Source organism: Spirosoma aureum, from assembly GCF_011604685.1.
GTDB lineage: Bacteria > Bacteroidota > Bacteroidia > Cytophagales > Spirosomataceae > Spirosoma > Spirosoma aureum.
On the sequence record NZ_CP050063.1, the window covers coordinates 1,299,752 to 1,320,203 of the forward strand.

The 20,452-nt window shown below is 48.8% G+C and carries 20 protein-coding genes; 11 read left to right on the forward strand and 9 right to left on the reverse strand.

Annotation, left to right across the window (positions count from 1 at the left end; genetic code table 11):
• Window positions 1-68: 68 nt before the first annotated feature.
• On the forward strand, window positions 69-1,103 hold the full coding sequence (gene cydB, locus G8759_RS05280; protein ID WP_167205892.1) for a cytochrome d ubiquinol oxidase subunit II: 1,035 nt from the start codon (window positions 69-71) through the stop codon (window positions 1,101-1,103).
• Here cydB and nfi read toward each other — a convergent pair.
• The 4 genes from nfi to G8759_RS05300 form a co-directional block, all read right to left on the reverse strand.
• Complete coding sequence (nfi, locus tag G8759_RS05285; RefSeq protein ID WP_167205894.1) at window positions 1,100-1,795, reverse strand: deoxyribonuclease V; 696 nt, start codon at window positions 1,793-1,795, stop codon at window positions 1,100-1,102. The two genes, cydB and nfi, sit on opposite strands and share 4 nt — an antisense overlap.
• 94 nt (window positions 1,796-1,889) lie before the next feature.
• Window positions 1,890-3,416, reverse strand: a complete 1,527-nt coding sequence (locus G8759_RS05290) for a S41 family peptidase (RefSeq protein ID WP_167205896.1) — start codon at window positions 3,414-3,416, stop codon at window positions 1,890-1,892.
• Window positions 3,417-3,462: 46 nt separating this feature from the next.
• Window positions 3,463-4,623, reverse strand: a complete 1,161-nt coding sequence (locus G8759_RS05295; protein WP_167205898.1) for a helix-turn-helix domain-containing protein — start codon at window positions 4,621-4,623, stop codon at window positions 3,463-3,465.
• Window positions 4,624-4,692: 69 nt separating this feature from the next.
• A complete protein-coding gene (locus tag G8759_RS05300; RefSeq protein WP_167205900.1) occupies window positions 4,693-5,313 on the reverse strand; it encodes a hypothetical protein in 621 nt (206 codons plus the stop codon).
• A gap of 266 nt (window positions 5,314-5,579) precedes the next feature.
• On the opposite strand from G8759_RS05300, the gene G8759_RS05305 reads away from it, so the two are divergent.
• From G8759_RS05305 to G8759_RS05315, 3 genes are all read left to right on the forward strand, one after another.
• Window positions 5,580-6,794 carry a hypothetical protein gene (locus G8759_RS05305; protein WP_167205902.1) on the forward strand — a complete coding sequence of 405 codons (1,215 nt, stop codon included), beginning with the start codon at window positions 5,580-5,582 and terminating at the stop codon, window positions 6,792-6,794.
• Between the two features lie 23 nt (window positions 6,795-6,817).
• The gene (locus tag G8759_RS05310) at window positions 6,818-8,512 is read left to right on the forward strand and encodes a hypothetical protein (RefSeq protein WP_167205904.1); all 1,695 of its coding nucleotides are present in this window, start codon (window positions 6,818-6,820) and stop codon (window positions 8,510-8,512) included.
• Between the two features lie 98 nt (window positions 8,513-8,610).
• Entirely contained in the window at window positions 8,611-9,573 is a 963-nt protein-coding gene (locus tag G8759_RS05315; protein WP_167205906.1) for a sugar phosphate isomerase/epimerase family protein, read from the forward strand.
• A gap of 73 nt (window positions 9,574-9,646) precedes the next feature.
• Here G8759_RS05315 and G8759_RS05320 read toward each other — a convergent pair whose 3' ends face one another.
• Window positions 9,647-10,774 (reverse strand): App1 family protein, encoded by a 1,128-nt coding sequence (locus G8759_RS05320; RefSeq protein ID WP_167205908.1) that lies wholly within the window; start codon window positions 10,772-10,774, stop codon window positions 9,647-9,649.
• Window positions 10,771-11,361, reverse strand: coding sequence for a TIGR04282 family arsenosugar biosynthesis glycosyltransferase (locus G8759_RS05325; RefSeq protein ID WP_167205910.1), 591 nt, complete (start codon window positions 11,359-11,361; stop codon window positions 10,771-10,773). Before G8759_RS05325 ends, G8759_RS05320 begins: the two co-directional genes overlap by 4 nt.
• Window positions 11,362-11,469: 108 nt before the next feature.
• Here G8759_RS05325 and G8759_RS05330 point away from each other — a divergent pair, with 108 nt between their 5' ends.
• The 7 genes from G8759_RS05330 to G8759_RS05360 all read left to right on the forward strand — a co-directional run bounded on the left by G8759_RS05330 (window position 11,470) and on the right by G8759_RS05360 (window position 16,495).
• Complete coding sequence (locus G8759_RS05330; protein WP_167205912.1) at window positions 11,470-11,838, forward strand: Rid family detoxifying hydrolase; 369 nt, start codon at window positions 11,470-11,472, stop codon at window positions 11,836-11,838.
• A gap of 122 nt (window positions 11,839-11,960) precedes the next feature.
• Complete coding sequence (gltX, locus tag G8759_RS05335; RefSeq protein ID WP_167205914.1) at window positions 11,961-13,502, forward strand: glutamate--tRNA ligase; 1,542 nt, start codon at window positions 11,961-11,963, stop codon at window positions 13,500-13,502.
• 61 nt (window positions 13,503-13,563) lie between these two features.
• Window positions 13,564-13,854 (forward strand): hypothetical protein, encoded by a 291-nt coding sequence (locus G8759_RS05340; protein WP_167205916.1) that lies wholly within the window; start codon window positions 13,564-13,566, stop codon window positions 13,852-13,854.
• Between the two features lie 150 nt (window positions 13,855-14,004).
• Entirely contained in the window at window positions 14,005-14,784 is a 780-nt protein-coding gene (locus G8759_RS05345; protein ID WP_162391002.1) for a TIGR00266 family protein, read from the forward strand.
• A 147-nt stretch (window positions 14,785-14,931) separates the two neighbouring features.
• On the forward strand, window positions 14,932-15,222 hold the full coding sequence (locus G8759_RS05350) for a hypothetical protein (RefSeq protein ID WP_167205918.1): 291 nt from the start codon (window positions 14,932-14,934) through the stop codon (window positions 15,220-15,222).
• Window positions 15,223-15,373: 151 nt separating this feature from the next.
• Window positions 15,374-15,973, forward strand: a complete 600-nt coding sequence (gene gldD / locus G8759_RS05355) for a gliding motility lipoprotein GldD (RefSeq protein WP_167218721.1) — start codon at window positions 15,374-15,376, stop codon at window positions 15,971-15,973.
• A 96-nt stretch (window positions 15,974-16,069) separates the two neighbouring features.
• Window positions 16,070-16,495, forward strand: coding sequence for a c-type cytochrome (locus G8759_RS05360; protein WP_167205920.1), 426 nt, complete (start codon window positions 16,070-16,072; stop codon window positions 16,493-16,495).
• A 45-nt stretch (window positions 16,496-16,540) separates the two neighbouring features.
• Here G8759_RS05360 and G8759_RS05365 read toward each other — a convergent pair whose 3' ends face one another.
• The 3 genes from G8759_RS05365 to G8759_RS05375 form a co-directional block, all read right to left on the reverse strand.
• Entirely contained in the window at window positions 16,541-18,151 is a 1,611-nt protein-coding gene (locus G8759_RS05365; protein WP_167205922.1) for an acyl-CoA carboxylase subunit beta, read from the reverse strand.
• A 187-nt stretch (window positions 18,152-18,338) separates the two neighbouring features.
• On the reverse strand, window positions 18,339-19,343 hold the full coding sequence (locus tag G8759_RS05370) for an MlaD family protein (protein ID WP_167205924.1): 1,005 nt from the start codon (window positions 19,341-19,343) through the stop codon (window positions 18,339-18,341).
• A 234-nt stretch (window positions 19,344-19,577) separates the two neighbouring features.
• Window positions 19,578-20,426 (reverse strand): N-acetylmuramoyl-L-alanine amidase family protein, encoded by an 849-nt coding sequence (locus tag G8759_RS05375; protein ID WP_162392027.1) that lies wholly within the window; start codon window positions 20,424-20,426, stop codon window positions 19,578-19,580.
• Window positions 20,427-20,452: the final 26 nt, after the last annotated feature.

Genomic DNA, 20,452 nt, shown 5'->3' on the forward strand with positions numbered 1-20,452 from the left:
GCGAATGAGCGAACCAGACACGGATCGATCTTTCACTCGTTCACTCATTCGCCATTCACTCATTACTTATGGATACTGTTCTTGGTATTGATCTTCCTACGTGGTGGTTTTTGCTGATTGGGGCGCTGATTAGTGGCTACGGCATTTTAGACGGGTTCGACCTTGGAGCCGGCGCTTTACACCTGTTTTTCCGTAAAGAAGAAAGTCGCCGGATTGCGCTCAATGCCATTGGGCCGGTTTGGGACGGAAATGAAGTCTGGCTCGTGATTGGGGCTGGCTCGTTGTTTGCAGCTTTCCCGCTCGTATACGGCACAATTCTGTCGGTATTTTATCTGCCCTTCATCCTGTTTTTAGTCGCCATTATTTTCCGGGCAATTTCGATCGAGTTTCGGAGTAAAGAAAAAATGAAGTGGTGGCGAAAGCTCTGGGATATAAGTTTTTGTGTGTCCAGTATTGCCATTTCGATGCTGTTGGGTCTGATTCTGGGGAACCTCATTCAGGGTATTCCGCTGAATGCCAACCACGAATTTGTTGGCCGTCTGCGTGATTTCTTCAACCCGTATGCCTTGCTGGTTGCTATCACGGTGCTGTCGTTGTTTATGATGCACGGGGCTATGTATCTGATCATGAAAACCGAAGACCGAATCTTTGCCCGGTTGACGATTATTGCCAACAATACCAGTAAGTTTTTTATTCTGTGCTTCATGGCGACCTCACTGGCAACGCTGATTTACGTGCCGCACATGACCGCCATCTTCAAAGATTATCCGGAATTATTTGTCTTGCCGATTGGGGCTGTGCTCATTGTGTTGAATATCCGCCGAAGTATCGAAAAGCGGCAATATCGGCGTGGTTTTGTATCGTCATCCGTCACGACGGCGTTGCTGCTGATCCTGTTTGCAATGGGACTCTATCCCAACCTTGTACTGTCGAACATTGATCCTAAAGGCCACATTAGCATCTACGAAGCCGCGTCATCGGATGGCTCCCTGCGGACAATGCTGCTGTTTGCCTTCATCGGTATGCCGTTGGTTGGCATGTACACCGTGTTTATGTTCTGGACATTCCGTGGAAAAGTGAAACTGGAGGAACATAGTTATTAGACTGATAGATCGGGCCGTTCGCCCTTCCGAAGTGCATTGACCAGATTGTGTGCCCTGCGGGTAGGTTCGGGAATCCGGTAGCCACCGTCGCAATTGAGTGTGAGCGAAATGGCCGTTTCGAGATCGATCAAATGACCTGGCGAGACATACACCGGATTGACTTTGTTTTTTGTCCGTAGGGCTGCGCCAATTACATCACCATAATGCGTCATGGGTGACCATGAGCCGCGTTCGGGGGCTGGGTCGTTATACTTGCCAACGAGCACCGATTTACCACAACCAAACGTCGGGCGGTTCAGAAAAAGTCCGGCATGAGAAGCAATGCCGATCCGTCGCGGATGGGCCGTACCGTGACCATCGAACATGACCACATCGGGTTCGGTTTTTAGTCGCGCCCAGGCCTGCAACAGCGATGGAATCTCGCGAAACGAAAGCAAGCCTGGAATATAAGGAAACGGCGCTGTGCTGATCACACCCGTTTCTTCGATTGTTTCGAGCGTATCGAGTCGGAGTACTACGATTCCGGCATAAACCGTTTCTTCAAATTTATTGAATGAGATGTCGCAGCCTGCAATGGTTTTGGGCGGTTCGGCCAATGGCTCAATGCGAATCTGCGAGCGCAGTTGCTGTTGAAGCGCAATGGCTTCGGCGGGTGAAACAGCCCAGTCGTGAAGAAGTTGGTAATGCGCCATATGAAAACAGGAAATCGGTCATTACCTAACGAATAAAACCAGAGCAGAGTTTAAAATAGGCTGTTCGGAACAGACCTATAAGGTTTTCAAAACCTTACAGGTCTCCCATGCTGTCCCGAATGAGTTTCTTGATAAACTCAAGCTGGTTATCGGTGTGATTTAAAATAGTATCAATGCTGATCGGAACGTCATAATCCGGCATCGTGCCGCGTCCGGTTTGAGTGGGCTTTCCAACGGCGTTATTGTAATAGACCAAGGGCGTACCTACGTAAATCCTGGAATGGGGGAGCTCAAGGTGAACAAAACTCCCCCCATTACCGCCTTCATAAGCTCCGCCAGATTCTTCACCCACAAAGGTGCCGATTCGGTTTGCATGCGCTACGGCCAAAAATTCGGAGGTTGTTGAGCCGCTGCGTCCATTCATCAGCATATAGACCTGACCCTTAAATCGATTTGGCTTGGGATACTGGAGTTTCAGTTCCCGGCTGTTATCGTCTTCCTTGACGGTGAACGTACCGTCTTTTTCGGGGATCAGTTCATTTTTGACATTTTTTAGATCATCAGCTGACAGGTCCGAAAATTTCAGAAACTCGGATCTGTCGGTAACGGTGTGCTGCTGAGCATAATAACGAACAGCCGAGTCCGACTTCATCAGATACGTGAACAGTTCTACGCCCTGAATATCCCACCCACCCGGATTGCTCCTGAGGTCAATAATCAAATGGCGCGCTTTCTTCTTCTCGATTTTCGCCAGACTCTCATCCATAAATGTTCTGAACCGGGCTGCTGCCGTTTCGCTGCTGTTGGCTCCTTTGCCACCGAAGCTGTCGATTCGCAAATAGGCAGTTTGGGTCGTATCCTTCAGAAACGATAAACGCCAGGGGTGTTTCGATTGATTTTTGCCATACCAGGCCAGCATCTGTGTGTTGACCGGGTTTTTCTTATAGGCTGACATAGAACCCGAAAAGGTTTGCGCGGGCACATCGACCTGTATCGAATCGCCCGTCAGACTCCTGAATGTTAGCCGAAACGTATCCGGCTGGTCAATGAACCAGTAATAAAACAAGGCGAAAAGCTGGCCTTGAAAGGCTGCCTGTTTCGATGTTTGATTATAGCCATCAGCCCAGTGATGGCGATAAAATACCTGCCTGATACTGTCCATCGATTGCCCGTTGATACGCAGCAAATCGAAACCTGGTTTGATGCGCTGGTCGGTTGTACCATTGAACAGAACGTAGGAATGATTTTGCACGGGAAACAGAAAGAAAGGAAGTGTTTTCCAATGGCTGACAAACAGTTTTTGCCAGTTTTTGGTCGGGAGGGAATGCGTATGGGCACAGCGAATGTCGGCAATAAGCGCTTCAATGGTCTTATAAAACTCGTAGAAAGGGAGTGGGTTTGTCAATGTCGCGGCAATACTGTCCAGTTTAGCCTGCATGATGGGTTTAGACGTATAGCGGTACAACCCCGGATGTGTTTCTTCCAGAAGTCGGCGCAAATACCGGAAGTCGGCCTGCATATCGACGGGTTGTAGAACCTTGGTTTTTAAGGTATCAATACCCGGTTGAGCGCTGAGTGTGAACGAACACAGGACAATAAGAAAACCGAAAATGAGCTTCATTGTAGGTTGTTTTTTGACCAAAACAGCCTAAAACCGACGTGCTTATCTACTCAAATCCCGATTTGAGAGATGCTTTCTTCTGTTGGGCGACGTATTCACCCGGCGACATACCCGCAAGTTGCTTAAATGTTCGTTGAAAGGTAGCCTGCGAATTAAAACCGCACTCGAACGCAATGCCAGTCAGTGTAAGGTATTCGTAGGCCGGATCAGTTAGCCGCTGTTTCACTTCATTGACACGGTGTTCGTTAATAAAGCTGTTGAAATTTTTTCCTACGTGTTGGTTCAGTACAGCCGATATGATCTTGGGGTGTAATCGGGTATGCTGACCCAATTTTTCGACGGTCAACTCGGGATCTAAAAAAAGACGCTCTGTGTGCATGGCTGTCGACAGCAGACCGATTACCTGACTAATTGTTTCACCCGGTAAATCGGACGAACTGACTGATTTCGGGGGGAGTTTACTGATGGCCTCCGACCGGGTGTTCAGGTAACCTTTCAGCCCCAGCCAATAAATCAGGATAGCGATGGGAACATAAACCGGATACCAGCCTAACTGATCAAGCAACGGGCCTCGCCAGCCCGGTACGATATACGGGATCATGAACAATAGCCAGATTGACTGAAAGAGCAGAAAGGCGTTGATGAACTGACGAAGCCAGCGTAAACGCTGCTGGACGGTATCTGAATCCTGCGAAGGCGATGATTGGCGATTCAGCAGGCGTTTGGTCAGAAATAAGTAGATGGTGACCGAAATCCAGCGTGGAATATCGACATAGGTATTGTATTCGTCCATGACATACCCCCAGGTCGGTCCTTCTTTTTGAGGAAAGAAACCCAGGAGTAGACCGCCAATAAATACCCAACCCATCAGTGGCGCCCCCAGATCCAGAATAACTGAGTAAAAATGCCGTCGTTCCGATTTGCTCAATCGAAAAGCGGGGTCAAGAACCGATTTTGTATAGAAATAGATAAGTGGCCCGATGGGCATGGCCAGAAAGAAGGGGAGGATCTCTATGGCCAGGCTCAACCATCGACTGGAAACGGGTACACCCACCGCAAAGCTCATCAGCGATAGTGAAGCAATGAGTGTCGCCAGCAGTCGATTCGATAATTGACGACCCTTTCGGTTAACCCACAGGAGCGTTGCCAGAATAAATCCTTGAAGGGCACCCAGCAGTAAGATCAGGTCAAAGGGAGAAATAGTCATGCAGAAAAGGCCTATCGATACGGGCGCATTTCACTTGATATGCTGGCCTGCTATTTCTGGGAAAAGCCACTAATCCACAATCTTTACCCGAATTCGGTGTGGTGCGGGCTGGTTACCACCGAAATAAAGGCCGGTGCTGTAGGCAAATGATTTATCGTGCGTAAACGGAATGGGCGTACCACCGAGAATCTGATAAACCTTCCGGTCGTAATCAATCTTTATGGTCATCCGGGTGGGTTGGTTGATGGCGGTTTCGGCTATTTTAAAATCAATTCGTTTGCCTTCCACATACACATAAGCACCCAGATCGATACGGCTGGTTTTGGGATTCCATCGCCAGCCTACCCGTGCACCATCGACCTGATGGGGTGGTACACCATCGAGCGACTGATCTTTTGAGCCAACGAACCCTAAACCAATAACTTTGTTCCAGTCGTCGGCATCAACAGCCCCAATATCGTAAATACAGCTACTATCGAAGGTAACTTCAGCCGTTATCTGACCCGGACTGACTAGCAAACCTACCTTACGTTTGGGCATTGGCTCATGCTCACCTTCTTCAATAACAACCCAATCCGGATTTGATAGCAGAAAATCGGGCACGCATGCGCTCATGAACAGGCAAATACCCACAAGAAGTGCTTTAGCTGCGAGTGCCGAAGAGCGTACCGGTGAATCAAAACGAAGCATAACGATGAAACAGAAAGACGTAACTTTTGTGCAAATAACGCTATAAATAAACGAATCGGTATCCCGTTTGGTCAGTCGAAAATTATCGATCGGTATAATAATTTTTAGATTACCTAACTCTTAAAGATGAGTATATAAATGTATTTGCTTGATTTATAAGAGCCGTAGGTTAATGATAACATCACTTCATTAGGACTATTTGTAGGTATAAATGACAACCTTTTGTATTTTTCTGCATCCGTATCCAAACACATAACTTCCCGTTTATGCACCCGAATGAGCGCTTAGGCCGCTTACCTACTAATTGGACGTCCAACTACATTTATGCTGTTGTTTTCTCGTCGTTCTGTGTAATGATGGGCCTGTTGTGGGACATTATGTGGCACATGAGTATTGGCCGCGATGGTTTGTTTGCGCCACCACATGTTGTAATTTACGTAGGAGCGGTGGTCTCCGGCCTGTTTTCAGCCTACCAGATCCTGAAATTAACATTCACTAAAAATCATCCGGGCCGGGCTCAGGCAGTTCCTTTCTGGGGCGTTTTCTATGGACCATTGGGGGCCATGTTCTGCGTTTGGGGTGCATTGGCTATGTTGACATCAGCACCATTTGACGACTGGTGGCATAATACGTATGGGCTTGATGTTCAGATACTAACCCCACCCCATACAATTCTGGCCATTGGGATCATGACTGTGCAGTTTGGGGCAATGGTTGGTGTATTGGCTTTACAGAATCAATATCGAAACCAAACCGTAAGTGAGATTACTGGCGGTAATCGGCGGCTTTTGCTGCTGAAATGGTTGTTCGCAATTTCAGCAGGGTTGCTGCTGATGATGCTATATACGTTGCTTTCCGAGTCAATGGGAATGCGCGAATCGCACCATTCCAGCTACTATATTACTGCTGCCATCATCTTCCCATTTTACCTGCTGGCCGTAGGGCGCGGTTCCATGCTTCGCTGGCCAATTACGGCTATTACAGGTATCTACATGATTGGTATGCTAGTACCAAGCTGGATTCTGCCCTACTTTCCGGCTACCCCACGGCTTGGTCCCGTTCTCAACCCGATCACCCATTATCAGCCGTTTCTGTTTCCGGTGGTCTTAATTATCCCGGCGCTGGCTCTCGACTGGTTGATGCACCGGGTTGAGCTACCCGCCAATGGAAAACGAAAACTGAATGATTGGGTGCTGGCTCTTTTATATGCTGTAGTATTTATGGTCGTACTACTGGCCGTTCAGTGGCCATTTGGCGATTTTTTGCTCACCTCACCTTTTGCCCACAACGGCTTTTTTCTGTCTAATTCCTGGTCATACGATAGTCCCCCTGATTGGGAATACCGTTATGCTTTTGCCCCCTGGAACATCGAGTCGGCTACTGATTTCTGGATTAGTTTCGGTAAGGCTTTACTATATGCCACGCTGTCGGCCCGTGTTGGTCTACTTTGGGGGAACTGGATGAAACGGGTAGCGAGATGAGATGCATTCAAACAGAAATGGGTATGACTAAGGATACAAGTAGAGTTTACTATCAATTAAAGTGGTTTGTGTTTCTGTGTGCACTCATCAACTCATTGACTTATTCACTGACGGCAACGGCTCATGTGGGTAGTTCGGGCGTGATTGTGCAAAAACAGGCCGGTAAATATCAGTTATTGATTCAGGTCAATCCACCCGATGTGGTGCCCGGAACGGCTAAGGTTACGGTATTTGTTGAACAGGGGCGCGTCAGTAGTATTGGTGCACGGCCAATTTATTTCCGTTCGGGCGATAAAGGTGCGCCAACCCACGATGTGCTGACACCAGTAGGCGACAACCGATATGAAGCTGACCTGTGGTTAATGGCATCGGGCTCGTCGAGCGTTGAACTAAGCATCGATGGACCCGACGGAAAGCAACAAGTTGTTGTGCCCGTGATGGCACTGGCCACCGCTCTGCGTGATATGCCCGCCGGAACGGGCTGGGGACTGGCCGCTATGGGTTTGTTGCTGGTTGTCATGCTGATTACAATTATTGGAGCCAGTAATGCCGACGGAATTGTGGCTCCTGATCAGTCAATTGGTGCAGCACTTCGGCGACGGCGACTGCTCGGAATGAGCATTGGCTTAGTTGTGTTAGTGCTGATTTTGGCCGGATGGCGGTCGTGGTGGAACAGCACATCGGAACAATACCGAACACAACAACTATATCAGCCTTTGCCAATTCATGCATCCGTGAACGTGGCAAATGGCCAGCGTCAGCTGACGATTCAGATTGATACAACCGATTTTAAAAAAAACGGGCGTCGGCGGACACTGAGTTATATCCTTCCTGATCATGGGAAGCTCATGCACGCCTTTTTAGTCAGAATGCCGGGGCTGGATGCGTTCGCGCACTTACATCCGATTCGGCAGGATACATTACACTATAACGTGGCACTCCCGCCTTTGCCGGGGGGTAAATACCTGCTTTATGCGGATGTCGTGTATCGCAGTGGTTTTGCCGAAACTCTGACCGATACGGTAGAAATACCTTCGTTAAAAATTAGCCCCGAAGTTGCTGCAAATGCCAAACCGACGGATCGTGATGACAGCTGGCTCGTAACGGAACCGATGGGCGTAAAAGCCAATGCTGTGAACATGCCGCATCTGGATAACGATATGGTTGTGTGTGGCAAACCTGGTGCCAGCATGAAACTGGAGGATGGTTCCAGTATGCTCTGGATGGACAAAGCGTCGCCGGATCTGGAAGCTGGAAAATTGTATAATCTGAAATTTGCAGTCGCTGATGCACAGGGGAAAGCGGCCCCATTAGAACCGTATCTGGGAATGGGTGGCCATGCGGCTATCCTGCGCTCGGATGGAACCGTTTATATCCATCTGCATCCGGTCGGGACCTATTCAATGGCAGCCGAAGGCTCACTGGTAGGTCGTATTGCAGATACTGCCCGTACATTTCATTACCCTGATGCGGCTAAGTTCCGGGATAGTATCGATACCTACGTTACCAAATTAAATTCGCTGCCCGAGGCCGAAAAGAATACGTTGTTGATGACAGCCATGCCGGCCATGAGCCATGCGATGAAAACCAACAACATGGTTGAGTTTCCCTACGCTTTCCCGCGTGCCGGACATTATCGGATCTGGGTGCAGGTGAAACGAAATGGTCGTGTTCTAACGGGCGTCTTTGATACGCAGGTAAACGAACCGCTTCTGTAAACAGTAGGTTCGGGCACTTTTCTGGTTTAGATGTCATGGTAAACTGAGTTGCGGTTTACCATGACATCTAAAAATAACCTGCACGATTTCCAACGTTTATGTCCCAATCCGTGACTCGTCGCCAACTAATGGCAACGTTGACCGCTGCTGCTGGCGCGTCCTTTTCACCTGCTTTGGCATCCTCGCAGTCTGAACTTACATCGGCTGTACCTGCGGCCACTCCTCCACCTTTCACACTCTGCCTGAATATGAGCACCCTTCGTGGGCATAAGCTTGGCTTTGTCAAAGAGTTGGAAACTGCATCAAAAGCAGGCTTTCAGCATGTTGAAATCTGGATTGAGTCGTTGCAGCAATATATTAAATCGGGTGGAACCGTGGCCGATGCCCGTAAAGTGTTGTCCGATCTGGGGATTCGGGTCGAAAACGCGATTGGATTTGCGCCCTGGATTATTGATGACGATGCTGCCCGCGCCAAAGGTCTCGACCAGATGAAGAGTGAAATGGAACTGCTGGCTCAGATTGGCTGCAAGCGGGTAGCAACGCCGTCGATCGGTGCCCAAACGGCCGAAGCACCCATCATTGACCTGAAAAAAGCCGCTGAACGCTATCGGGCTATCCTCGAACTAGGCGACAAAACAGGTGTCGTTCCACAACTGGAAATGTGGGGCTTCTCGAAAAACCTTAGCCGCGTAAGTGAAGTCATGTATGTGGCTCTTGAAACGGGCCATCCGTCGGCCCGGCTTTTGCTTGACATTTACCATATTTTTAAAGGTGGTTCCAGTCTCGATAGCCTTCCCCTAATTGGTAAGCCAGCCATTGAGGTCTTTCACGTCAATGATTATCCTGCCAACATGACTCGTCAGGTCATTACCGATGCCGATCGGGTATACCCCGGCGATGGTGTTGCGCCGATTAAAGAGACCCTGAAACGAATTAAAGATCCTAACAAATCGATCATCCTTTCGCTGGAAGTGTTCAATAAAAACTACTACGCGCAGGAGGCCATGACGGTCGCTAAGACGTCAATGGAGAAGATGAAAAATATGGTGGTCGGGGTGTAGCATGATGTAAGTGACGAATTAAGCGTGAAAAGCGTGAATAATTTATTCGACACGTTTCACGCTTAATTCCTGGTTATTCCTTATCAGCACGCCTGTCGGCCCGGATTTCTGGAATGGTATCCGGGTCGATCAATCCCAGCGAAGCCGCATGTTCAGCGGCTTCAACCGTATCGGGAACCAGTAGCATCGGTACATCGAATGCTTCTGCCGTCCGGATAAGTTCACGAACGTCTTCGTCGCGCCGGTCTTCCGAAACATCGCGAATGTAGATTGCCCGTATTCGGCCGGGATTCTCGCGAACTACCTGCGTATAAATTTCGGGGTCCTGCTGGCCACTATCACCGATCAGTACAAACGGCAATTGCGGATTCACATCCAGCACTTTTCTGATCATGGCCAGTTTGTGGGTGTGATGGGATTGCGACGAAAGTATAGCTGGGCTAAAACTCAGGTCGCGCAGCAAAATCGGACCTTTGGGAATGCCCTGAATCCGGAAGAAGTCGATAAGGAGATCATATAAATTCCACGGGCTGCTCGATACAAAATAGATCGGATTAAACAATGTCGTGACAGGCCCGCTCTGTAATGCCCGATAAAACGCGGCTACTCCCGCAAAGGGCAGGCGTGTGTAAGCGTTCCCAAGAAACGTAAGCCGGGCCGTTTGCAGAAGACTGGTTGCTCCCGTTACGAGCACCGTATCATCGATATCAGAAATGATCCCAAACTGGCTGTAAAGGGGCGAAATCATCAGGTAGCCATCTTTAATCACCGGTTCGCCAGTTGGTTGCACAATAGCATCCAGCGAATACCGAACGGGAAACCAGGCACGACCAGGCGGCAGATTGTCTGGTGGGTTAATCGTCATTTCAAAATAACCTTCTTTATCCGTTACGGCCGTATTCGATTTGCCAAATGCGTCCACACGTACCGTTACGCCCGGCACTTCGTCGCTTTCGAACCGTTGGTACGTAGCCAGCAAATTTTGCCAGAATGTATCATTGTCGCTGGGGGTGCTTAGATCGCGTTCTCGCAAAACACGTCCAGTGATCCAAACGGCCGTTGGACTGCCAAAGCCACGGTAATAAACAATTTTATACGGTTTTTTTGCGTCGAGTCGGCTGAAAAGACGGTTTTTAAGGCGGTCGAACTGAGCTTCAGCGTCGGTTGAGGCACTAACTAAAAAATCTTTCCAGGTCGTCATTTGATGGCACGTTCATAATCTCCCCACTCGTCAATATCTGTTAATTCGGCTAATAACTCGAAGGTCAGACTGTTTTGCAAAATAGCTAATTCGGTCAGTTGCCGAAGTTCAGGCTGGCTCCAGGGCATATTTTCGAACAAAAAAGGAAACAATTGCTTCATACCCAATAAATAATAACCACCATCGGTCGCCGGGCCAATCACAACGTCGGCTACGTTCAGCGCGTCGAAAGCCAGTTGGATATGATCTGAAGTAATATCGAGGCAATCGCTGCCAATAATGACAATTCGGTCGCCGGAAGAACCCTCGCTAATCTGTTCTCGGAAAGCGTTCAGCATACGTTGGCCCAGGTCATCACCAGTCTGAAGTCGTTTCTCGTAACGATCCCAACCGTCGCTCGGGTTTATGAAATCGCCGTAGTATACAACTTTATGATACGGTAACCCCTGCGTAATGTTCTGAGTATGCCGAAGCAGGTGCCGATATACTTGTACGGCCCGTTCATCGCCAACGGTTCGGGCAATGCGCGTTTTGACCTGACCGGCAATGGGGTTTTTAACGAAGATAATAAGGTGATTCTCGGCCATACGAGGGTTTGGTGGTAACTTGCGAACGAAATTAGTGATTGGAGATTAGTCGTCTGGCGTAAATGCCAGCCAACCACTAATCACCAGTCACTAAACACTAATAAAACCATGAGCAAACAAATTGTTTATACGGAACAGGCTCCCGCGCCGATCGGGCCTTATAGTCAGGCCGTAAAGGTGAAGGATATGCTATTCGTTTCTGGGCAGGTAGCCATTGAATTAGCTCCACTTGGCGACATCCAGGCTGAAACGCAGAAAGTAATGGAAAACATCGGAGCCATTCTGAGAGCTGCTGGAATGGACTATGTTAACGTTGTCAAGTCTAGTATTTTTGTCAAAGACATGAACAATTTCGCGGCTATCAATGAAGTATATGGCCGGTTCTTTACCAGCGAACCACCCGCCCGCGAAACCGTTGAAGTGGCTCGTTTGCCAAAAGATGTAAATGTTGAAATTTCAGTAATAGCTGTGCAATGAGTGAATGGGCGACTGAGTAAATGAGTGAATGAGTGAATAGCCTGGTTAGCGTATGTGGTGCGCCTAAGCTATTCACTCATTTACTCATTCACCCATTCACTCATTTACTAATTATTACTCCCATGCAAAACACTGTTCGCGTTCGTTTCGCACCCAGTCCTACCGGCCCGCTGCATATTGGCGGGGTGCGTACTGCGCTTTATAATTACCTGTTCGCCCGGAAAATGGGCGGCAAAATGCTCCTTCGTATCGAAGATACCGATCAGAATCGCTTTGTGCCGGGTGCCGAAGACTATATTCTGGAAGCCCTTCGCTGGGTTGGTATCGAGATCGACGAAGGGCAGGGAACGGGCGGGCCTCATGCGCCTTACCGCCAGTCGGAGCGTAGAGACATTTACCAGAAAGAAGCTCAGCGATTAGTTGACGAAGGGAAAGCCTACTATGCCTTTGATACGGCTGATGAACTCGATGCGATGCGCAAACGGCTTGAGGAAGCCAATGCGCCAGCCGCTCAATACAACGCTATTACCCGGATGCAGATGCGGAACTCACTGACTATGAAGTTCGATGAGGTTCAGGCACGTATAGGTGCGGGCGATCCGTATGTTATTCGGCTAAAAACGCCACGCAAAGAGGAGGTCCGACTGAATGACCTTATTCGGGGTTGGGTCAATGTGCATTCGTCGGCTATCGATGATAAAGTTCTGCTAAAATCGGACGGTTTGCCGACCTATCACCTGGCCAACATTGTAGACGATCACCTGATGGGTATTACGCATGTAATCCGGGGTGAAGAATGGTTGCCATCGGCTCCGTTGCATGTGCTCTTGTATCGGTATTTGGGCTGGGAGGATACCATGCCGCAGTTTGCCCACCTGCCGTTGCTGCTTAAGCCCGAAGGCAATGGCAAACTTAGTAAGCGCGATGCCGATTTAGGCGGTTTTCCCATCTTTCCGTTGCAGTGGACCGACCCTTTTTCGGGTCAGGTTGCTAAAGGATTCCGCGAAGAGGGTTATCTGCCCGAAGCGACGGTCAACTTCCTGGCCTTGCTGGGCTGGAATCCGGGCACCGAACAGGAACTCTTTACGATGGATGAGCTGATTGCGAGTTTCGATATTGGGCAGGTTCACAAAGCCGGTGCGCGTTTCGATATCCAGAAAGCACAATGGTTCAATCACCAGTATGTTCGGCAACGGCCAGATGCAGAACTGGCTCCAACTGTTAAGCAACAGGCCGAAACGGCCGGGTTTAGCTGCTCGCTGGAGAAAGCCAAAAAGATTGTCGCGTTACTGAAAGGACGTGTCAATTTTGCCCACGAAATCTTTACTGAAGCCGGAACGATTTTCAATGCGCCAACGAGCTATGATGAAGCGATTGCCGCTGCCAAATGGAACGACGATGCAATCCGGGCTGTAACAGCCTTCCGCGATGCGTTGCAGACCTTCGACGGTGAGTTCATTGCCGATAACATCAAACACACACTGGGCGATGCGATGCAGCAGGCTGGTATCAAACAAGGTAAAATTATGCAGGCAATGCGTTTAGCTCTTACAGGCTCTGGCGCCGGTCCTGACCTGATGCTTACCATGGAAATCATTGGTAAAGACGAAACGATTAAGCGGCTGGAACAGGCATTGAACACGCTGAAGACCACTGTTAGTTAATGATTTTTAAAACCTATAAGGCCTCAAAGACCTTATAGGTTTGTATCTCGATAGAACACTCATGGCAAAGAAGAAAACGAACCCTGACGAAAACGATAAGCCACGCGTTCATAAAGAACTCGAAGGCTTCGATATTCAGATTAACTCGTTTGGTGAAATCACAACGAGTTTTGATATCGACAAAATCAACCAGTTTCTGAATAAGACGGTTGACGATAAGAAACTGCGCCATCGAACGGATCTTAATCTCAAAGGTGAGCCGGAGCCGGACGAAACAGATGATGATCCGGACGATGAACGACTCTTCGATGAGACCGATAACGATCTGCCCGACGATATCAATCAACGCTAACGGCCCGACCCGCAAAAACGCCCGGTCGGGCATTTTTTGTGCCGTTTATACGAATAAACGACTGTAAAATGACCGTCTTTCCGTAGTTTTCGTCCATAAATAACTGCACCGGCAATCGGTGACTATACGACAACCATAACCGCTCTCAGTATGTACTCTCACGAGATCGACTACAAAATCATTGGTGAAGACATCCAGATTGTAGAAATTGAACTGGACCCTAACGAAACCGTTATTGCCGAAGCGGGCTCCATGCTGTTTATGGAAGACGGCATTGAGTTTGAGACCAAAATGGGCGATGGTTCCCAGCCGAATCAGGGCTTTATGGGCAAACTGCTTCAGGCTGGTACGCGCATGATTACGGGCGAATCGCTGTTCATGACGCACTTCACCAACCGGGGTGTAGGCAAACGTAAGGCGGCTTTTGCGGCTCCTTATCCGGGTACAGTAATGCCGGTTAACCTGGCTAATATTTTCGGCAATACGCTTATTGTTCAGAAAGATGCCTTCCTGTGTGCGGCACTGGGTACGAAATTGAGCATTCAGTTTAACCAGCGGTTAGGAGCCGGTTTTTTTGGCGGGGAAGGATTTATTCTGGAAAAACTTCAGGGCGACGGTATGGTGTTTATCCATGCAGGGGGCGTAGTTATCGAACGGACGCTGAACAATGAAACGCTTCGGGTCGATACTGGTTGTGTCGTCGGATTTGAACCCAGTATTAATTTTGATATTCAGCGGTCGGGTGGGCTGAAAAGCATGATTTTCGGTGGGGAAGGGCTATTCCTGGCAACGCTTCGCGGAACGGGTAAGGTCTGGATTCAGTCGATGCCAATTTCTAAACTCGTTCAGCGATTAGCACCTAATGGTGGACAGGCTCACAAAGAAGGCGGTTCCGTATTAGGCCAATTGGGAAATTTGTTTGAAGACTAACCGGATCGAGCAGCTGATGCGGGTCGTATTCGTTCGATTTGCCTGATTTACAGGGTTAGACGAAAAAAATAGTTGTTATTTTGCTTAGCTAAGACATTTTTTGGCAAAATCATGTTAATCAGTAAAATCCAATAAATCGCCGTCCAGATGGAAGTCATTTGCACAAACGATAATTTCCCCGCGCCTGTACTGGCGTTCTACGCTGAGTTTGGTATTCAGACACCCAAGCGCGATCAGCTGTATACGATCCGGCAGGTTAAGCGCCATACAACCGGTGATACGGGCGTATTGCTGAATGAGATTCAGAACCCTGAAGTGCCGGTTAAGCATCCGGTTATGGGGGAAGTCTGGTTTGAACCAACGTTCAACATCAACCGCTTCGCTACACTGCTGGGGCAGCCGGTGCGACAGGAAGAATTAGAAGATGTAAACGCCTGATCGAGCGTTTTTGTACATAGTTAAAAAGCCCTGCACCAAATCGCCGGGCTTTTTCGTTGTTGTTGTCATGCTGGAACACCAGCCCGGTGCCGAAGGAAGCATCTTCCCGTACTCATACAGTCCAGCTACCGGAGATGCTTCCTTCGGCGGCATGACAAAAACTGTGGTAAAATACGTTCTTATTCTGCTCACGGGTTTGTTTACTGCTGCCTGCGGTAGTAATTCATCCGATAATTACACGCCTAAGCCCAAGGGCTATCCGCGTTTCGATCTGCCCGAACCGAGTTATCAACTCCTTGAGCCAACGCATCCCTATCAGTTCGAGTACAATAAAATTGCCCGAATTCTGCCCGACACGTTTGCCCGTTCGGAGCCTCACTGGATTTTTATTAATTATCCGGCTTATCATGCCAGCGTTCAACTGACCTATAAGCCCGTTCGAAACGACATCAATCGGTTGCGTGCCATGCTGGAAGATGCGTATAAACTGGCAGCCCGGCATAACATTAAGGCATACGCCATTGAAGAGAAGAAAATTCGGATGAAGTCGGGTTTAGAGGCCAGCATCATTGATCTGTCGGGGGAGGTGCCGAGCCAGGTTCAATTTGTGACAACCGACTCGACGACCAATTTTCTGCGGGGTGCGCTATACTTCAATACCGCCACCGAAAACGATTCACTACAACCCGTTATTCAGTACATTCGCAAGGACATCGTCCATTTGTTGAATACGCTGAAATGGCGGAAATAATACCAGTTTAGGTGTTCAATCGCTGATACATGATCTCTCCTTGTCGTCGTTAGTTGCCGAACGCCCTAATCCGGAATATTTTAACAACCTGACTCTATGAAACTACTAATTTTTCTTGTTTGTCTGTCGACCACTATTGCCGTTGCGCAAACTAAAAAGCCAGCGGCTAAGGCATCACCTAAACCTGCGGCTGCACCTGCCAAATTACCGGGACAACTTATTTACGAACAAAACTGTCTGACCTGCCATCAGGCCAATGGGTCGGGAGTTCCTAACCTGAATCCTCCGCTTCGTGGAACGGATTGGGTTAATGGCGATAAAACCCGGCTCATCAATGTGATACTGAAAGGTCTACAGGGGCAGGAAGTTGAAGGCGATGCCTACGATAATGCTATGCCTGCGCATGACTTTTTAACCGACGATCAGATTGCCGATGTGCTCACCTATGTTCGCAGTAATTTCGGCAATAAAGCCAGTGCGATAACCGCCGAAGAGGTGAAATCGGCCCGAGCTGCAAAGTAGCGTTTTTCGTATTCGGTTTGTCGATTTTCAGGGAATACCCAAAAACTATGTCTGAATCACGCCTACTGAAAATGCCTTCGTAATCGGTGCGTGATTGGCGGCTGCAATTCCTTCCGACAGGATTTGCCGGGTTTGAAGAGGATCGATGACTGCGTCGACCCAGAGTCGGGCCGCTGCGTAATACGGCGAGAGCTGTGCGTTATACTGATCCGTAATTTTTTTCAATTGCGCCTGTTCGTCCTCAGGCGTCATGGGTTGTCCTTTGGCTTTTTGAGCTGCTACCTGAATCTGGAGGAGTGTTTTTGCCGCAGAAGCCCCACTCATGACGGCCATCTGGGCCGTTGGCCAGGCCAGCATCAGGCGGGGGTCATACGCCTTTCCGCACATGGCATAATTGCCCGCGCCATAGGAGTTACCTATAACAACCGTAAATTTAGGGACGACTGAATTGGCCATTGCGCTAACCATCTTGGCACCATCTTTAATAATGCCACCCTGTTCGGCCCGGCTACCAACCATAAAGCCCGACACGTCCTGCAAAAACACAAGTGGAATCCGTTTCTGGTTACAGTTCATAATAAATCGGGCGGCTTTGTCGGCCGCATCGCCATAAATGACACCGCCCATCTGCATTTCGGTTGGCTGTCCGGTCCGACCTTTGGCCTTCACAACCTTGCGTTGATTGGCGACAATGCCAACGGCCCACCCATCGATTCGGGCATAGCCGCAAATCAGTGACTGACCATAACCCGGTTTATACGCGTCGAAGGCCGAGTTATCCACAAGTCTATCCACAATTTCCTGCATATCGTAGGGTTTTACACGATCGATGGGCAGAATCTCATAAATATTATCCGGATTTTTGGTGGGCGGGACTGGCGCTATACGATCAAAACCAGCAGTTTCGTGATGGCCAATTTTATCGAAGATTCGCTTGATCGCATCCAGACAGCTTTTGTCATCGGGGTATTTGTTATCGACTACGCCAGAGATGTCAGTATGAGTTGTTGCCCCACCAAGGGTTTCGGCATCTACATCTTCCCCAATAGAGGCTTTCACTAGATACGGGCCAGCCAGAAAAATGGAGCCGGTCCCTTCCACAATAAGCGCTTCGTCAGACATAATGGGCAGGTACGCTCCACCAGCTACACAGCTACCCATTATGGCAGCTACCTGTAGAATGCCCATGGCCGAGAGGTGCGCATTGTTGCGGAATGTACGGCCGAAATGTTCTTTATCAGCGAAGACTTCATCCTGCAAGGGGAGGTATACGCCAGCGCTATCGACAAGGTAAATAATCGGCAGATGGTTCTCCATCGCGATTTCCTGTGCCCTGAGGTTCTTTTTGGCCGTAATCGGAAACCAGGCCCCTGCTTTTACAGTGGCATCATTTGCCACGATGACACACTGCCGTCCGGAAACATAACCAATACCGACTACGACACCGCCCGATGGACAGCCACCGTGTTCTGTATACATACCTTCGCCCGTGAACAGCCCAATTTCAACAAAAGGACGATCATCATCGATCAGATAAGCGATGCGTTCACGGGCGGTTAGTTTGCCTTTACGGTGCTGATCGTCAATTTTTTTCTGGCCGCCACCCAGTTGGGTCTGGGCTGTGCGCTGGTTTAGTTCGTCGATGAAGGCTTGCATGGAATAGTCATTTTTGTAGAGACGTAAGCATACCGCTGTGGTCTCACGCGCGAACAGTTTGGAGAATCACACGAAAATTCAGTTCGTAAATGCAAGCATACGAAAATTCTTACTGACTGACGTGTATGCGTTTTAATCCCAATGCGGATACAAGTGACAACATCGGCAGACTGGCAAGCCTGCTTGGCTACTTAGTAGTTGAATCGGCAGGAGTTGGAACGACCGTCGACGTAGTTATTGTCGTGCTACCAGTTGGTGTAGTGATAGCCTTGTCTTTCCGGCCAAAGAGCGAGAAATGCACGTATCGTTTGGGATTCTCACGCAGGTCGGTCAGGAGTTTTTCCAGGCTGGCCGTAGTTTTGTTGACGTTACTGTAGAGCGCTTCATCGGATGTTAATTTACCTAAAGAACCGCGTCCGCTAGTAATGTCACCCAGAATATGTTGCAGATTTTCGATCGTTTTGTTGACACTGACGAGTGTTTGCTTCAATTGAAGCCCCTGAAGCGAATCGGCAAATGTGTCGGCTTTGGCCAGAATAGGCTTGAGTTGCTTCTCGGTTTCGATCAGTGATGCCGACAATCGGTTAACGTTTGCCAGCGTTGCCTGTAAACCAGCACGGTTCTCGGCAACAGTCAGGCCAAGCGCGCCAACCGCAGCATTAGCGCTTTTTAGCGTTTGATTAAGCACAACACCCGTTTGGTCGAACTGAGCCACCACCCGGTTTAACTGGTAGGTCAGCGAATCAACGTTGTTTAATACGGGTAATGTTTTTTCCCGGATTAGCGAGGAAAGTCCCGATTCTTTAGCTGCAACCAGTTTGCCACCATCTTCTATTTCCGGCGCTCCGGGATTTATGCTGAGCATGATATTTTTCCCGCCCAGCAAACCATCATCGGCCAGAATGGCTTTTGACCCTTTCGTCACACGAATGTCATTTCGAAGCTCAAGAGTGACAAGCAATTTGTTGCCCTGTTCCTGTAAAATCTCGATGCGCTTAACCTGACCAACCGATAACCCATTGATACGTACTGGGTTGGATGCTGTTAGCCCATCAATATTATCGTAAATGACCTGATACTTGCGGGTAGTAGAGAAAAAGTCAGAACCTTTCAAAAATTCGAATCCGAAATAGAGCATCATCAGGGAGATGACGGCAAGCAAACCAACCTTTACTTCCTTAGAAATTTTCATGCGTGTGAGAAGGAGAACAACCCTTTGGGCCTCGCCAATCAATTTGATTGAAGGTATAACCAACTTTAGCGGCCGTTTGTCCCGCGAAGATGGGATTTTCCATGAACGGTTGAAAGTAGGTAATTAGTAGCCTTCTGTAGATGGTCTACAGCGAGCAGTGAGTGGTGTTGATAATCAATTAATTCGTGTAGATTGTACACTCCCCATTGAAGCTGTCAAGGGCTTGTTATAACCTTACCCCTCCGCTTCAATCTCCTGCTTATATTGAGCAAAGGCTTTACAGATGGCAGTGGTAATTTCTTCCTGACCTTCTTCTGACCGTAGGTAATCTTCCTCATCTGGATTGGTCAAATAACCACTTTCGATCAGAACGCTGGGCATTGTAGTTTTCCAGAGCACAATAAAACCTGCCTGTTTAACCCCATTACTCTTCCGGCTGGCATTCTGGCGGAAACTACGCTCCAGCTTTTCGGCAAAATTTATGCTGCTGGCTATAAATGCGTGTTGATAATTAGCCAGCATAATGGTTGCTAAGGGCGAGTTCGGATTAAAGCCCTTATAAGTTTGCTGGTAATTCTTTTCCTGTAGAATTACGGCATTTTCGCGCCGTGCCACGTCGAGGTTACTTTGGGTTCTATGCAGACCCAATGTATAGGTTTCGGTGCCATAGACCCGGCTGCTGGACGGGCTGGCGTTGCAGTGAATGGAAATAAATAAATCGGCCCGATTGCGGTTTGCAATGGCACCCCGTTCGTATAAATCGACGAAATGGTCCGAAGTCCGCGTATAAATGACCCGTACGTTTGGATACTTATCCTTAATTTTACGCCCTAATTGCAGAATCAAATTTAAGTTGATCGTTTTTTCTTTGGCGTAACGACCATGAGTACCCGGATCTTTGCCGCCGTGCCCCGCGTCAAGTACAATTGTACGAACTTGGTTGGGAGCATTGGCAGAAACTTCGGGTTCTTGGGTACCAGCCCGACGAGCTGTATCCTGATTCAGATCCTGCATTAAAGCAGTGGGAGCAGGAAGTACAGTGAGTGCCAGCAATGGCAGGGCTACCAACAGTAATGTTGTCACTTTTCCGGGAGCCGGGAACGTGAACC